The organism is Candidatus Palauibacter polyketidifaciens (genome assembly GCF_947581785.1).
In the GTDB taxonomy this organism is placed as follows: domain Bacteria; phylum Gemmatimonadota; class Gemmatimonadetes; order Palauibacterales; family Palauibacteraceae; genus Palauibacter; species Palauibacter polyketidifaciens.
Genome location: NZ_CANPVO010000013.1, coordinates 149,241 through 165,861, shown reverse-complemented (window position 1 = coordinate 165,861; position 16,621 = coordinate 149,241). Strand labels below are relative to the sequence as shown.

General features: G+C 68.2%; 7 protein-coding genes. All 7 read left to right on the top strand.

All coding sequences use genetic code 11. The annotated features are described in order from the left end of the window. The first annotated feature begins 1 nt into the window (after position 1). The 7 genes from RN729_RS02870 (at position 2) to RN729_RS02840 (ending at position 16,621) form a co-directional block, all read left to right on the top strand. Entirely contained in the window at positions 2-1,321 is a 1,320-nt protein-coding gene (locus tag RN729_RS02870; protein ID WP_310782167.1) for an efflux RND transporter periplasmic adaptor subunit, read from the top strand. After that, positions 1,318-4,530 carry an efflux RND transporter permease subunit gene (locus tag RN729_RS02865; protein WP_310782166.1) on the top strand — a complete coding sequence of 1,071 codons (3,213 nt, stop codon included), beginning with the start codon at positions 1,318-1,320 and terminating at the stop codon, positions 4,528-4,530. Before RN729_RS02870 ends, RN729_RS02865 begins: the two co-directional genes overlap by 4 nt. 20 nt (positions 4,531-4,550) lie before the next feature. Next, on the top strand, positions 4,551-5,435 hold the full coding sequence (cysD, locus tag RN729_RS02860) for a sulfate adenylyltransferase subunit CysD (protein WP_343218888.1): 885 nt from the start codon (positions 4,551-4,553) through the stop codon (positions 5,433-5,435). After that, the gene (cysC, locus tag RN729_RS02855) at positions 5,435-7,291 is read left to right on the top strand and encodes an adenylyl-sulfate kinase (protein ID WP_310782165.1); all 1,857 of its coding nucleotides are present in this window, start codon (positions 5,435-5,437) and stop codon (positions 7,289-7,291) included. Before cysD ends, cysC begins: the two co-directional genes overlap by 1 nt. 13 nt (positions 7,292-7,304) lie before the next feature. Next, positions 7,305-9,086, top strand: a complete 1,782-nt coding sequence (locus RN729_RS02850) for a solute carrier family 23 protein (protein WP_310782164.1) — start codon at positions 7,305-7,307, stop codon at positions 9,084-9,086. 75 nt (positions 9,087-9,161) lie between these two features. Beyond that, positions 9,162-9,437 carry a hypothetical protein gene (locus tag RN729_RS02845; RefSeq protein WP_310782163.1) on the top strand — a complete coding sequence of 92 codons (276 nt, stop codon included), beginning with the start codon at positions 9,162-9,164 and terminating at the stop codon, positions 9,435-9,437. Positions 9,438-9,601: 164 nt separating this feature from the next. Beyond that, positions 9,602-16,621: an SDR family NAD(P)-dependent oxidoreductase gene (locus RN729_RS02840; protein ID WP_310782162.1), complete on the top strand. Its 7,020-nt coding sequence runs from the start codon at positions 9,602-9,604 to the stop codon at positions 16,619-16,621.

The window sequence follows — 16,621 nt, the reverse complement described above, 5'->3', positions numbered from 1 at the left end:
AATGATGGAAGACGGATCGCGGCACACGCCGCACACGCCGCACGAGGCCGGGGACACGAGGGCGCCCGTCGCCCTGCCCGCGTTCACGAAGCGGTTGGTACAGGGGGCGATCGTTATCGGCGTGGGCGTGTTCGGCTTCGCGCTGCTGTTCGGCATGCGCGCCGCACCGGCGGAGGTGGAGCCTCCGCGCGTGATCCCCACGGTCAGCACGGTGCCCGCCCGCGTGACGCAGGGCGCGATCAAGGTGCGGGGCGGCGGCACGGTCCGTCCCAGCGCGGAAGTTACGATCGCGTCGCAGGTCGGCGGGCGCGTGATCTGGACCTCGGCCGCCCTGGTGAGCGGCGGGCGCTTCGTCGCGGACGAGCCGCTCCTGCGGGTAGACCCGGCGGACTACGAGAACGCCGTCGAGGCCGCGGAGGCGGACGTCGCCCAGCGCGAGGTGGCGTTGCTGGAAGCCGAGGAGAACGCGCGCCTCGCGCTCGACGAATGGAGGCGGCTCGCCGCCCGCGAGAACCTCGACCCGACGCCGCCGAACGCGCTCGTCACGCGGCAGCCGCAACTCGATGCGGCGGCGGCGGCCCTCAGGAGCGCCAGGGCCAGGCTGGAGGACGCGCGCCTGGCGCTTGAACGGACCTGGATTCGAGCCCCGTTCAACGGGATCGTGCGCGAGGAGACGGTCGATCCAGGGCAGTTCGTCGCGGCCGGCCAGGCCGTCGGCCGCCTGTACGCGACGGACGCCGTGGAAATCGTCGTGCCCCTGAGCGACAACGAGGCGGCGCTGATCGAGCGTCTGTGGAGTGCGCGCGCCGGCGATGCCGCGACCCGCATCCCGGTGGACATCGTGTCCGAGTACGGCGGGGTCGAGTACGCGTGGTCGGGATACGTGGACCGGGCGGAGGCCGCGCTCGACGAGCAGACGCGAACGGTCGACGTGGTCGTCACCGTCCCCGAGCCGTTCACCCCCCCGGAGGACGATCCCCGGCGACCGCCTCTCCTGCTCGGCAGCTACGCCACGGTGGACATCGAAGGCACGAGCTTCGAGGAATACGCCGTCGTCCCGGCCGCCGCCGTCCGCGACGGCGATGTCCTCTGGACGGTGGCGGACGACACCCTGCTCGTGATGACGCCGGTCGAGCCGATCCAGGAAGTGGACGATCAAGCCGTCGTGCTCGGACCGATCCCGGACGGCACCCCGGTCATCGTTTCGATGCTCCTCTTCGTCACAGAGGGCATGACGGTGCGGCCGGTTCAGTTGCTGGAGAGCGCGGAGCCGTGGGAGCGGGGCGCTGGCGGCGACGAGCGGGAAGGAGACGGCTCATGAGGCGGGCGATCGGGTGGATGGCCAAGCATGGAGTCGCCGCGAACCTGCTGATGGTGCTGATCATCCTGGCGGGATTCGTGAGCCTCATCAGCCTGCCCCAGGAGACGTTCCCCGAGATCTCCCTCGACACGATCCAGGTACAGGTCCAGTACCCCGGAGCGTCGCCCGACGAAGTCGAACAGGCGATCGTGCGGCGGGTCGAGGAGCGGATCACGGGCATCCAGGGCGTCGACCGCGTGACGGGCGCCGCTTCGGAGGGTGTCGGCATCGTGCTCGCCGAACTGTCGCTGGGCACGGACGAGTCGAAGACGCTGGACGAGATCAAGTCCGCCATCGACCGGATCACGAGCTTCCCGGTCGACGCGGAAGAGCCGGAGGTCGTCGCGCTGAGCGCGCAGGGCCGCGTCATGGAGATCGCGATCTTCGGCGACGCTCCCGAGCGGACGCTCAAGGAGATCGCGAACCGGGTCAAGGATGACCTCACTTCGCTGCCGACCATCTCCCTCGTCCGCGTCTCCGGCGTCCGGCAGTACGAGATCTCGATCGAAGTGTCGAAGGCGGCCCTGCGCGCGCATGGCCTGACCCTCGACGAGGTGTCCGCGGCGGTGCGGCGGGGCAGCCTCGACCTTCCCGGCGGCAGCGTCGAGACCGACCGCGAGGAGATCCTCGTTCACATCCGCGGCCAGAACTACACCCGGGCGGACTTCGCGGACATCGTCGTGCGGGCGAACGTCGACGGGTCGATGCTCCGCCTCTCCGACGTCGCGGACATCCGGGACGGTTTCGAGGACGTCGACCTCATCAACGCCTACAACGGGCAACCGACGGCCTTCGTCCAGGTCATGCGGACGGGAGACGAGCGCGTCCTGGAGATCTCGGACGAAGTCGAGCGCTACCTGGAAGAGGAGTTGGCCCTCGCGCTCCCGCGAGGCGTCGACTACAGCATCTGGCGCAGTGAAGCCTCATACCTGCAGAGCCGCATCGACCTCCTCATCAAGAACGGCCGGCTGGGTCTGATCCTGGTTCTCATCGCCCTTGCCCTCTTCCTCGACCTGCGCCTGGCGTTCTGGACCGCGGTCGGGATCTTCCTCTCCTTCGCGGGCGTGTTCGCGGTGATGGCGTGGGCCGGTATCTCCATCAACATGATGGCGCTGTTCGGCTTCATCCTCGCGATCGGGATCGTGGTGGACGACGCGATCGTGGTGGGGGAGAACATCTTCGCCGAACGGGAGAAAGGAACGGCCGCCCTGCGGGCGGCAATCAAGGGCACGAGACGCGTCTCCGTGCCCGTGATCTTCGCCGTGCTCACGACCGTCGCGGCGTTCACCCCGCTCCTCTTCGTGCCCGGCAGCCTTGGGAAGTTCCTCTACGTGATCCCCGCGATCGTGATCTCCGTGCTGCTGCTTTCGCTCGTCGAGGTCCTGTTCATCCTCCCGTATCACCTTTCGCACCTCCCGGCCCCGGGCGCGAGCCGCGGGAAGGGAGGCTGGCTGGGGCCCGTCTACCGCCTGCAGGCGCTCGTCCAGACAAGCCTGCAGCGCTTCATCGACGGGCCGCTGGAGCGCTCCGTGCGCTTCGCCGTGCGGCGGCCGGGCCTGACCGTGCTCGGGGCCGTCTCCTCCCTGATGATCGTGGGGGGGCTGGTGGCGGGACGGCATCTCCGGTTCAGCCTTCTGCCCGTGATCGAGGGCGAGGAGGTCGTCGCGTACATCGAGATGTCCGAGGGTACGACCAGCGAGCGCACCGCGGAAGTCGCGCGCTACGTGGAGGGGCAGGGATACGCGGCGATCGCGGAACTGGAAGCGCAGTTGCCGGATGACGAGCCGCCGCTGGTCGAGGCGGTGTTCACGAGCATCGGGCAGCGTCCCTCGCAGGCCGGAGGCCCCGGCATGAGCGCCGAAGCGAGCTTCGTCCGCTCGAACATCGCCGAGGTGAGTCTGCGGCTGACCGACCCGGAGATCCGGGACCTGCCGGCCATCGAGGTGGAGCGGGCCTGGCGGGAGCGCGTCGGGCCGGTCGCGGGCGCGCGGGAACTCACGTTCAGTTCCATCCTCATCGATCTGGGATCGCCGGTGCAGGTGGAACTTTCCCATCCGGACACGGCGGTGCTGAACGCGGCGGTGCCGGCGTTCACGGACCGCCTAGTGCGCATCGCGGGCGTGACGGAGGTGCGTGACGACCGGGGCCAGGGCAAGCGCGAGCTGGAGCTGGAACTCAGGCCCGCCGCCCGCACCCTCGGGATCACGCTCGACGACCTGGCGCGCCAGGTGCGCGGGGCGTTCTTCGGGAACGAGGTCTACCGCCTGCAGCGGGGCCGCGACGAAGTGCGCGTCTACGTCCGGCTTCCCGAGTCGGAGCGGAACACGCTCGCCGATCTGCAGGACTACCGGATCCGCACGCCGACGGGCGGCGAGGCGCCGCTGTCGGAGGTCGCGGATGTGTCGTTCGGGGTCGCCTCATCGACCATCAACCGGATCGACGGGCGCCGCATCGTGACGGTCACGGCGGATGTGGACGCGGCCGTGATCACGGGGCAGGAGGTCAACACGGAGATCACCTCCGCGATCCTGCCGGAACTGCAGGCCCGGTATCCGGGCCTTCGCTACGGGTTCGGCGGAGAGCAGCGCCAGCAGACGCTGGCGTTCGAGGGGATCGCCCGCGGTTTCCTGCTTGCCCTGCTCGCGATCTACGCGCTCCTCGCCATCCCCTTCCGCTCGTACCTGCAGCCGCTCGTCGTCATGGCCTCGATTCCGCTGGGGCTCGTCGGCGCCGCGATCGGGCACCTGATCATGGGCCTGGATCTCGGCATGCTCTCCATGTTCGGGCTCGTGGGCCTGTCGGGCGTGGTCGTGAACGACTCGCTCGTCCTCATCGATTTCATCAACGAACGGCACCGCTCGGGGCTTCCCATGTCCGAGGCCATCGTGCAGGGGGCGAAGGTCCGCTTCCGGCCCATCATGCTGACCTCCGTGACCACCTTCCTGGGGGTCTCGCCGATCATCCTGGAGCGCAGCACGCAGGCGCAGTTCCTCTCGCCCATGGCGGTGAGCCTCGGGTTCGGGATTCTGTTCGCGACCTTCATCATCATGCTCGCCGTGCCGGCTCTGGCGATGATGAACTACACGTTCACGGTGCGGGCGAAGCGGGCCTTCGTTCGCTGGCGGCGGAAGCCGAAACTGGGTCTGGCTGCGGGAGGGATCGAGCGCTGAACGATCTCTCGGGCGCCTGGCTGGCGTCGCTGGAGTCCGAAGCCATCGAAATCCTCCGGGAGGGGCTCGCGGCGTCGTCGCGGTCCGTGATGCTGTATTCGATCGGGAAGGACTCGTCGGTGCTCCTGCACCTCGCCCGGAAGGCCTTCTGGCCGGCCGCGCCGCCGTTCCCCCTGCTGCACATCGACACGACATGGAAGTTCCGTGAGATGATTGACTTCCGGGACCGGACGGCGGCGGAAGCGGGCGTGGAACTCCGGGTTCACACCAACGAGGACGGGCTGCGTGAGGGCGTCAATCCGTTCGATCACGGATCGGAACGCTACACCGATGTCATGAAGACGGCGGCGCTGCGGCAGGCGCTCGACGAGGGCAGGCACGACATCATCTTCGTCGGGGCGCGGCGGGACGAGGAGAAGTCGCGCGCCAAGGAACGCGTGTTTTCCCTGCGCGACGCGGCCCACCAATGGGACCCGAAGGCGCAGCGTCCGGAGCCGTGGAACCTGTACAACACGCGCCTGGGGCCCGGAGAATCCCTGCGCGTGTCGCCGCTCTCCAACTGGACCGAGGCGGACGTCTGGCGGTACATCCGCGCGGAGGAGATCCCGATCGTACCGCTCTACTACGCCGCCGAACGTCCCGTCGTCGAGCGGGATGGACGGTGGATCATGGTCGACGACGACCGGATGCCGCTGCTCCCGGGCGAGGAGTCGCAGCAACGGCGCGTCCGCTTCCGGACGCTGGGCTGCTACCCGCTGACGGCCGCGGTCGAGAGTGACGCGGATACGCTCGACGCGGTCATCGCCGAGACGCTCGGCACGGATCGCTCCGAACGCGAGGGGCGTCTCATCGACCACGACCGCGACGGTTCGATGGAACTCAAGAAGAAGCAGGGCTATTTCTGATGCCGCCGCCGATGCCGCCGCCGGTGCCGGCGACCCTTCGCTTCGTGCTCTGCGGCAGCGTCGACGACGGCAAGAGCACCCTCATCGGCCGACTGCTGTACGACTGCCGGCAGGTCTTTTCGGACGAACTGAGGCGCCTCGAACGGGATTCGGTCCGCTACGGCACGCAGGGGACGGAAACCGATCTCGCCCTGCTCGTCGACGGACTGCGGGACGAGCGCGAACAGGGCATCACGATCGATGTCGCGTACCGGAGCTTCGAGACGCCGAGCCGCCGGTTCATCGTGGCCGACGCGCCCGGCCACGAGCAGTACACGCGCAACATGGCGACGGGCGCCTCGACCGCGGACCTGGCCGTCGTCCTAGTGGATGCCCGCAAGGGCGTGCTGCCCCAAACGGCGCGGCACACGCGGATCGTGGCCATGTTCGGCGTCCGCCGCGTCGTTCTCGCCGTGAACAAGATGGATCTCGTCGAATGGGACCGGGGCATCTTCGAGTCGATCCGGACCTCCTACCGCGCGATCGCCGACGAGATCGGTCTCGCTGCGGTCGAGGCGATTCCGGTTTCGGCGCTGACCGGGGCCAACCTCACTCGAAACGGCGCGTCGGCGCCCTGGTATGCGGGTCCGACGCTGCTCGCCCATCTCGAGACCGTGGACGTCGAGGAATCCCCCGCCGGCCGGCCCTTCCGGATGCCGGTCCAGTATGTGAATCGGCCGCATGCCGACTTTCGCGGATACTGCGGACGGGTGGCCGGCGGCACGGTGGCGGTCGGCGATGCCGTCGGCATCTCGCCCGCCGGAACCGAGAGCCGCGTGGCGTCGATCCTCGTGGGGAACCGAACCCGCGACCGCGCCGGCCGCGGCGACGCCGTGACGTTGACGCTGGCTCCCGACGTCGATGTCACGCGGGGCGACGTCGTCGTGGACGCCGACGAACCCGTGGGGGTGGCGGACCAGTTCCAGGCGCGCCTCGTCTGGATGCACGACGAGCCTCTCGCCGTGGGTCGGCCGTACGTGATGAAGCTCCACTCACGGGAAGTCGGCGCCGCCGTCACCCGGATCAGGCACCGGCTGGACGTATCCAACGGCAACCAGTTGGCCGCCTCCGTCCTGAAATCAAATGACCTCGGCACCGTGAACCTCGCGACCAACCGTGCCGTCCCCTTCGCGCCCTTCGACGAGTCACGCGCGCTGGGCGGCTTCATCCTGATCGACCGGGCCACGAACGCGACCGCCGCGGCCGGCACGATCCTCTTCCCGCTCATGCGGGCGGCGAATGTGAAATGGCAGCATCTGGACGTGTCGAAGGAGGTCCGCTCGCGGCTCAAGCTCCAGCGCGCGCAATGCGTGTGGCTGACCGGGATGTCCGCTTCGGGCAAGTCGACCATCGCCAACCTGCTCGACCGCCGCCTGACCATCGAGGGGCGGCATACGTACCTTCTGGACGGCGACAACGTGCGCCATGGCCTGTGCCGCGATCTGGGTTTCACCGAAGCGGACCGGGTGGAGAACATCCGGCGGGTAGCGGAGGTCGCCCGCCTCATGGTCGACGCGGGCCTGATCGTGATCGTTGCCTTCATCAGCCCCTTCCGGTCGGAACGCGACTATGCCCGCAGCCTGTTCGAGCCCGGCGAATTCATGGAAGTTCATGTGGACGCATCGCTTGAGGCGTGTGCGGAACGCGACCCGAAGGGCCTCTACGCCAAGGCGCTCAGGGGCGAGATCCGGAACTTCACGGGAGTCGACAGTCCCTACGAACGGCCCGAACGCCCCGACCTCCGCCTGGACACGGAGACGCTCTCCCCGGAAGAATGCGTGGAGCTGCTGACGGACAAGCTCTCCCGACTCCCGTAACGGAGGATCGCTGATGGCGAACGGACCCCTCTCGGACGTCGCGAAGCTGCGGTTCGCGGCCGACGAACGCCCGCCGCGCGCGATGAGCCTCGTGATCGGCGCGCAGACGGCAATCCTCGTCTGCCTGCCCCTGGTGGTGGTCACGACGATCGTCGCGCGCGTCGCGGACCAGAGCCCCGACTACCTGCGCTGGGCGATCTTCGCGAGCATGGTGATCGGCGGCCTGCTCACGATCGTCCAGTCCAGGCGTGTCGCCGGCATCGGCGGAGGAACGCTGACCGTCATGGGCGCCTCGGGGGCTTCGATCGGGGTCGGCGCGCTCGCGCTCGTCGCGGGTGGCCCGGCGCTGCTGGGGGTGCTCGTGCTCGTCGCGGGGTTGTGCCAACTCGTCCTGGCGTCCCGCCTGGCGCTGCTCCGGCGCATCATCACGCCGGTCGTGTCGGGCACGCTGACGGCGCTCGTGGCGGTGACGATCATGCCGCTGGCGTTCGCCATGCTCACGCGGGTGCCGGAGAACGCGCCGCCGGCCGCGGCCCCCACCGTCGCGGCGGTCACCATGCTGTGCGTCGTCGGCCTTCTGCTCCGGGGGAAACGGTGGGTGCGGGCCTGGAACGCCGTCATCGGGATCGCCGCCGGCTGCGTGACCGCCGCCATCTTCGGGATTCTCGACTTCGGACGCGTGGCGGAGGCCCGCTGGATCGGGATCCCCACTCCCCCGGCCTTCGGTCTCGATCTGAGCTTCGACGCGAGTTTCTGGCTGCTCCTGCCCGGGTTTCTCTTCGTGTCCTTCGTGATCACGATCCGGCAGGTCAGCGACAACGTCCGCATGCAGCACCTCTCCCGGCGCGAGCCGCGGGCGGTCGATTTCCGCCGGGTCCAGGGGTCCGTCGCCGCCTGCGGGGCGGGCACGCTCCTGTCCGGCTTCGCCGGCGTGCTGCCGCCGTGGCCGTACATCGCCGGAATCGCGCTCGCGAGCGGCATCGGCGTCGCCGCCCGGAGAGTCGGCGTCGTCATCGGGGCCGGCTTCATCGCCCTCGCCTTCGTGCCGAAGATCACCGCCGTCATCCTGTCGATCCCGGCGCCGGTGCTCGGCGCCTACATTATGGTCGTCTTCGGTCTCATCTTCGTACAGGGCATGCGGATCCTCTTTCAGGAGGGGATCGACCGGCAGTATTCGCTGATCGCGGGCCTGGCGTTCTGGATCGGGGCCGGAGTCCAGTTCCAGGCGATCTTCCCCGCCTACCTCGCCACGCCAATGGGCCGCATGCTGGCGAACGGTCTCACCGTGGGCGGGCTGTCCATCCTGCTGCTGAACCTGTTCCTCGACGTGACCGGACCCCGCCGCCACAGGATCGAGGTGGCGCTGCGCCCGGAGAACCTCCCGGAACTCGACAGGTTCCTCCAGGACTTTGCGGACCGGTACAAGTGGAGCGGCAAGGCCACGGACCGCCTGCGGGCGGCGGCAGAGGAGGCGCTCCTGAGCCTCCTGCCCCAGGAGACGGAGGAACAGGCCCCCGCCCCCAGGGAGCGACGACTGCGCGTCGTGGCCCGGAACCTCCGCTTCGGCGCCGGGCTGGAGCTCACCGCGGCGACGCACGAGGGCAACCTGGAGAACCAGCTGGCCGTGCTCGGGGACCGTCCCGACCCGACGAGCGAACGGGACCTGTCGCTGGCGCTGCTGCGGCATCACGCCTCATCGGTCAAGCACCACCAGTACCACAACGCCGATGTCCTGACCGTGCACGTGAACCGCGCCTGGACTCAGCGCCAGGGTGACGTGAAGACGGTTGACTAAGTCCGCCCGCGACCATTCATTCTGTGGCAGGAGGATCAGCAACCCCCAACCACCCCTTCCACGAGGATGAAGCGGATGAACGAACCACGCGAAGCCCCCGCCATGAGGAACGCGGTCGATTTCGCCGTCGTCGGAGACAACATTCTCGACATCGCTGATTTCGCGATTGAGAAGTACGAGTTCACGAGCGGCACGACGCTGTCGGAGGAGTCGCGCGAGGAAATCGTGGAGCAGGTCCGCGACGCGCTGTGGGAGATGGTGAAAGCGTTCCGGAATCGGCGAAAGGAATGGCGCAAGAAGCTGTTCGACGCCGCCGACCAGGTCGTGCGGAAGTCCGCCGAAGGCTCCTGATTCGGCGGCAAAATCCGGTTCCGGAGCCCGCGTAACGGCCCGTCACAGGCCCCCAGGGGGGCCGGGTCGTTCCCGGCATTTTTTTGCACCCGGCGGTCGGCGGATGAAATCCATGCACAAGGCAGGCTTGGCCCGGCGCTGCCCGAAGCCGTCGCGGCCGTAGAATGACCGCCGTGTCGCGCGAGTCCCCCGTCGCGGTTGTGGGGTACAGCTATCGAATGCCGGGCGGGATCCTGACGGATTCCGACTTCTGGCGATTGCTGCGTGAACGCGAGATCGTCCAGGAGCCCGTGACCGAAAGGTACGGCAGAGGCTATCGGCCGGTTGGCCGTTTCTCCGGTCCGGGACGATTCGCGAGTCCCCATGAAGGTCTGATCCGTGAGGACGGCGAGAAGCTGATCGATCCCAAGCTCTTCGGCCTGTCGCAGGACGAGGTGCTTTCGATGGATCCGCAGGTGCGCATGTTGCTGAATTGCTCCTGGGAGACCTTCGAGCGCGTCGGCTGGGACTTTCACTCACTGCGCAACAGTTCGACCGGCGTCTTCATCGGGGCGCAGGTCCCGGCCGTGGCCAGTTGGCGCCCCATGCACGGTGCGGGTCCGTTCGATGTCACGACGATCAGCCTGGCCATGCTGGCCAACCGGGTGTCGTACCACTTCAACCTCATGGGGCCGTCGATTACGTACTGCACGGCCTGCTCGGCGAGCCTGACCGCCCTCCATTCGGCCATGACCGCGCTCCGCTGCGGCGATTGCGAACAGGCCGTCGTGGGGTCGGTGAACTACCTCGGCACTTCGCGGCTCAGCGCGTCATTCAATGCCTTGGGCGTTATCAGTCCCGATGGCAAGTGCCATTCCTTCGACGCCGACGCCAACGGCTACATCCGTTCGGAGGGGGCGTTCACCTTCGCGCTCAAGCCATTGGCGGCGGCCGAGAGCGACGGGGATCACATCCACGCGGTCATCGAGGGGACTGCCGTCAACGCGGCCGGTGCAGCCGACGGGAGCTCCGGGCTCGCGCAGGGCCGCTACATCACCGCCCCCACCCGCCACGCGCAGGTAGACCTGATGCGGACGGCCTGCGCGCGCGCCGGGTGCGCACCGGAGGACTTCGACTACGTCGAGGCGCACGCGACGGGCACCGTGGTCGGAGATCGCATCGAGGGCAACGCGATCATGGAGGCCTTCGGGGCGGCCGACCGCGACGTGCCGCTGCGGGTCTCCAGCGTGAAGAGCAATCTGGGGCACATGGAAGCGGCGGCATTCCACTGTGCGCTGCTGAAGGTGATTCTGATGATGCAGCGGCGCACCTTCGCGCCCACTTCGAAGAACTTCGTCGTCCCGAATCCGGAGATCGACTTCGACGGCGGCCGGATGCAGGTGCAGACGGAATGCGAACCGTTCCCGGACCGGCCGGTGGTGGTCGGCATCAATTCCTTCGGCTTCGGCGGCGCCAACGGACATTGCGTGGTCCGGGAATACCAGCCCTCGCAGCCGCGCGTCTGGTCGTCGCATCCCGCCTCACGGGGCGGGTTCATGATCCCGCTTTCGGCGCGCACCGCCAGTGCCTTGGCGCGGGGCGCCCGGCGGCTGCGGAAACAGCTGGCCGAGAACGGGTCCGACCTCGACACGGTAGCGGGCAACCTCAGCCGCCGTCGCACGCACTTCGCCACCCGGACCGCCTTCGCGGTGCGAGATCGGGAGGAGTTGCTCGCGTCGCTCGACGAATTCGCCGAAAACCCCTCGAACGTCAACACGACCGACGATGGTGAACGCCGAATCGCGATGGTGTTCGCGGGTCAGGGCACCCAATGGGCGGGTTGCGGCCGCGGGCTCTACGACGCCGATCCCGTCTTCCGCAGGGCGGTCGACGCCGTCGAAGACCACTGGCGGACACACTCCGACACTTCGCTGCGCGACGCCTGCTTCAACGCTTCGCAGGAGGAGCTCAACGAGGTCCGGCTCGCGCAGCCCGCGATCTTCATGATCCAGTGCGCCCTCTTCGAACTCTTCAAGACCTGGGGCGTGCATCCGGAATGCGTCGTCGGGCACAGTTCGGGGGAGGTCGCGGCCGCCTACGCCTCCGGGGCCCTGCCGCTCGCGGAGGCGACGCGGCTGGTCTACCACCGCGCGACGCTGCAGCAGCGCAGGGCCGGGTCAGGGAGGATGCTTGCGATCGGCCTCGACCTCCCGGGCGTGGTGGAAGTGCTCGACTCGCTCGATGTCGCTTTTCGGCCCGGCGGGGACCGTCCGACGCAGGTGGAGATTGCCTGCGAAAACGCACCGGCCAGCGTCGTCGTCTGCGGTCGGGAGGCGGAGTTGAGGCCGGTCATGGCGGAGCTGGACCGCCGCAACGTGCAGAACCAGCTGCTCGCCGGGAACATCGCGTTCCATTCCTCCGCCATGGATCCCATCCACAACGACGCTGGCGAAGCCCTGGCGTTCCTGGATGACTGCGTATTCGACGCCGGGGTCCCCTTCGTTTCCTCCGTGACCGGCGACCGGACGGAACGCCTCGATGGCGCCTACTGGTGGACGAACATCCGCGAACCCGTGCAGTTCGCGCGCGCGATCGACACGATCGTGCGCGAATTCCGTCCGGATCTGTTCCTGGAAATCGCCCCTCACAGCGCGCTCCAGTCCGCGGTGGCCCAGTGTCTTGAACGGACCTCGCCGACGCCGGCCAGCATTCCGAGCCTCCAGCGGGACTCGGACGACCGGCTGGGTTTTCAGCAGGCTCTTGCCTCGCTATTCAGGTCCGGCGTCGCCCTGGATTTTGCGGCTCAGTATCCGCGGCCGCGCCCGATCGCCCACCTCCTTCCCGGCCATCCGCGCGACGAGCAGGCGCTGATCGATCCCCTGACCGACGACGAGTTTTTCGTCCGGCGGGGCCAGTACTCTCACGGCCCCCTGGTGGGCCACCGGGTGCCGAGCGACCACCTGCTCTTCGAGGCGCGGCTCTCGGAGAAGGACTTTCCCTGGCTGACGGACCATCGCGTGCACCACGCCGCGATCATGCCGGCGGCGGGCTACATCGAGCTCGTTCTTCAGGCACTGGGGGGCGTTCCCGTTCACTTCGACGTTCTCGAGTTCCTGCAGCCGTGCCCGGTGCCCGGGAAGCCGGTACGACTGCAGACCGCCCTGCATCCGGTTCCCACCGCGTCCGACGAGTTCACTTTCACGATTTCGTCCCGGTCGTACGATGTGGACGCCACGAGCGAGGTTCACTGCCGCGGCCGTGTGACCCTGATCGAGGCCGAGCACCCGACCGGGGTGCCGGCCCGCCTCGAGGACATCGACCGCTCCTCGTGCGAGACGGTCTTCGCCAAGCGGAGCGACTTCTACGAACGGATCGAGGCGGTTCTCAGCGAGACCTTCCAATACGGTCCCTATTTCCAGACCATCCGGCTGTTCGAACTCGACCCTGAATCCAGGGCACTGATCGTCGACATCGAGATGGACGAAGAACTCTGGGCGACGGGCCGGGAGGAGGGTTACGTCGGGTGCCCGCCGCTGCTCGATGGAGGGCTTCAGATCTTCCTGTCGCACCTCCTGACCGCTTCCCACCTCTTCGCCATCCCTCAGCGCGCCGAACGGGCGACGTTCCTGCGCCCGCCCACCGGTCCGCGGATCACGTGCCACGTGACCAGGCCCAGCGAAGACTGGATGGACGCGAACGAGCGCGGTCAGTACTCGGTCCAGCGCGGCGAGCGAGCCGCCGGCGCGATCAGCTTCTACGACAGCGACACCGGACATCTCATCGCCCACATCGGACAGTACACGTATTTTACTTCGAATCCGCGCTGGAACGATCTGCCGAAGAGCAAGCACGAAGTCGTTTGGCAATCGAAGTTCGTTCCCGGAGGCAGGGCGCTCAAGGACCGGCTGCCTGATGGGGAGATCGAGCCCGCCGCCTTGATTGCGGCGCTTGAACGGGTGGCTGGAGACGGAGGGTACAGCGCTCATGTGGTTGAGTTTGCCGGATCCAGGGAACCCGACCGGACTATTCTGGCCGACTGTCTGGACCACCTGACGCGCCCGGAAGCCCGGTCCGAGTTCTGGCTCCTCGGCGACAGCGAGGAGACGGCCCGGGGCTACTATGACGCCTTCAACCAGCGGGACGCCGCGCTGCGCTTCCAGTGCCTCGACCCGGCGTCCGAGCCTTCAACGGACGAGGGGCTCCTTCGCCCCGGCAGCGTCGAGATCATGTTCCTGCACGGATCGGACGACTTCCCCGGCTCGGATGGCTGGCAGTTCCTGGAACGCCTGAGCGTCGAGGGAGGGTTGGCCCTGGTCCGCCACAGCGACGGCGACAGCATCGAGCCCGGTGAGGGGTGGACGATCGTCAGGGCCGGTCGGCGTACCACGCTGTTGCAGGCTCCGCACGTCCACGACGCCGAAACCGCGGACCGCCCGCTTCCGGGACCACGCTGGGTGCTGGGGGAGCCGTCAAGCTGGGCCTCCGGCTGGATCGCGCTGCTGGACGCCCCCGACACCGTGCGACCCATTCCTCACGGGGCGGTCGTCAGCGGACACTTCGAGTCGCTCGAGGCCTGGTCGCAGGCGGCCGACTTGCGTGCGATCGACTACTTCTGCGGTGCCGATCCCGATGATCCGACCGGCGAGAGGGCGGCCGCACACTTCATCGGGTTCGTTCAGGCGCTCGTGTCCGCCCGTCGGGCGGACGCGAATCATGTCTGTCGTCTCAGCGTGGTCACCTGCCGCGCGGCCTTCGACGTGGAACACCCGCGGGGCAGTGCGCTGTGGGGCGCCGTGCGCAGCATGGCCATGGAGGTCGGCGACGAAGCGAAGCTCGATTTTCGTCTGGTGGACCTTGGCGACGCGGATGATCTCCGGACGCTCGCCCGGCTGGCACGGCGCGACCTGCGCGAGCGGGAGTTGGCCGTGCGGGAGAACCGGCTGTGGGCGCCGCGCATTTCCAGCATCAGGAAGCGGTACTCCCAGGTGGCCGCGGGCGACGATGCGGAGTATCGGCTGACGCTGGACAACCCGGGCCAGATCGCCGGCCTCCAGATGAAGACGTACGAACTCCCTCCCGTCGGGCCGAACGATGTGCACATCGACGTCGAAGCCGCGGCGCTCAACTTCCGCGACGTGATGGTCACGCTGGGGCTGCTGCCCGCCCTTGCCTACGAGCGTTCGGCACTCGGCCGCGAGGTGGGGATGGAGGGGAGCGGAACGGTGACGCGGATCGGCTCGAAGGTGCGGCACTGTACCGTCGGCGACCGGGTCGCGTTCATCGCCGGCGGTTGCATCGCCAACCGCGCGGTCGTCCCCGAGTACCTCGTCTTCGCCAAGCCGGACCGGCTCAGCATGGAGGAGGCCGCGTCGACCCTGTCGGTCTACGTCACGGCGTACTACTCCCTGATTCACCTGGCCCGCCTCCGGAAGGGCCAGCGCGTCCTGATACACTCCGCGATGGGTGGGGTGGGGCAGGCCGCGATCGCCCTTGCAAGGCACGTGGGCGCCGAGATCTACGCGACGGCCGGCAGCGCAAGCAAGCGTGAGCAACTCCTGGCGATGGGGGTGCGCGGCGCCTTCGATTCGCACAGCTACGACTGGTACGACGACCTGCTGGCGGCGACCGGGGGCGATGGAGTGGATGTCGTGCTGAACTCCCTGGCCGGGCGGCACATCGAACTTTGTCTACGGGCGCTCCGTCCGGGCGGCTGGCACTGCGAAATCGGAAAGATCGACATCTACGCCGACAACGACCTCGGGCTGCGGATCTTCCGGAAGAATCTCCGCTTCGCGGCCATCGACGTGGACCGTCTGATGCTGGACGATCCCGACCTGACGCGCGAGATCTCCCAGACGTGCATGGATCTGCTGGGGCGGGGTGCGCTGCCGCCGCTCCCTGTCACCGTGTTCTCCTACCGGGACTACGGCAAGGCGCTGCGTTTGATGACGACGGGCGGGCATCAGGGCAAGCTGGTGCTCAAGGCGCCGCACGACGCCACGGATACCGGATTCCCGATCGCCGATATCCGCCCTCTCTTCGACCCCGACGCCACCTATCTCGTGACGGGCGGTCTGGGCGGTTTCGGGCTGCGTCTGATCCCCTACCTGGTCGCGTCGGGCGCGCGGCACCTCACGCTGATGGACCGCGATCCCCAGCGTCGCCGGGACGCCGAGTGGGTCCGGCGCGCGAGTGCGCTCGTCTACATGGAGGCCGAAGCCGAAATCGACATCGTGCCCGGCGACGTGGCTGTGGAAGCCGACGTTCAACGCTGCGTCCAGCAACTCGAGCGGCCGCTCAAGGGCGTGTTCCACCTCGCCGGCGCACTGGACGATCGCCTGCTTGACGACATGTCGATGGAGTCGCTGCAGAGGGTGTTCGCGCCCAAGGCCTCCGGCGCGCTTCATCTTCACACGGCCACCATGGGTCACGATCTCGACCACTTCGTGCTGTTCTCGTCCACCGCCTCGATGCTGGGCAATCCGGGACAGATCAACTACAGCGGGGCCAACGGCTTCCTGGACGGGCTGGCCGCGGCCCGACACCGGCAGGGCCTGCCCTGCCTGGCCTACAACATGCCCGCCGTGGCGGACGCGGGCATGGCCGCCCGCAGTCTTCCGGTGCTGCGCATGATGCGCGCCGCGGGGATGCCGCCGGTGAGCTCCGACCTCGCCATCGCGAACCTCGACTACGCATTGCGTGCGCTTTCCGACCGACCCCACCTGATCACTTCGCTCTTCGAGCGTCCGGCGTGGACCGTCGACTTCCCGGACTACATGCGGATCGGGCGGGTGATGCACAATCACGATGCCTTCGAGGCGGGCTCCGGCGGAGAACTCACGCTCGAGAGCGTCGTGGAGCAGATTGCCGCGAAGGTCGCCGAGCTCTGCGGCCACGAAGACGGCGAGGTGGACGAACCGCTGTCGAGTTTCGGATTGACCTCCATCTCCGTGGCCGAACTCGGGACGTTCATCCAGGCCGAGTTCAACTACCGCGTCAGCGCGCTCGAGCTCATGACCACCGCCTCGTCCCTGTCGCTGGCGGAGGGCATCATTCATGGCAAGGAAGCCGCCGGCGAGGACGAGGCCGAGACGGACGGCGGCGGATCCGGCGGCACCGCCGAGGTCTCCCGGCCACGGGCCCGCCGCACCCCGTCCGCGTTCGCGAACGCCCCGGAGGATCACTTCCCGGAAGGGGCGGCCTGA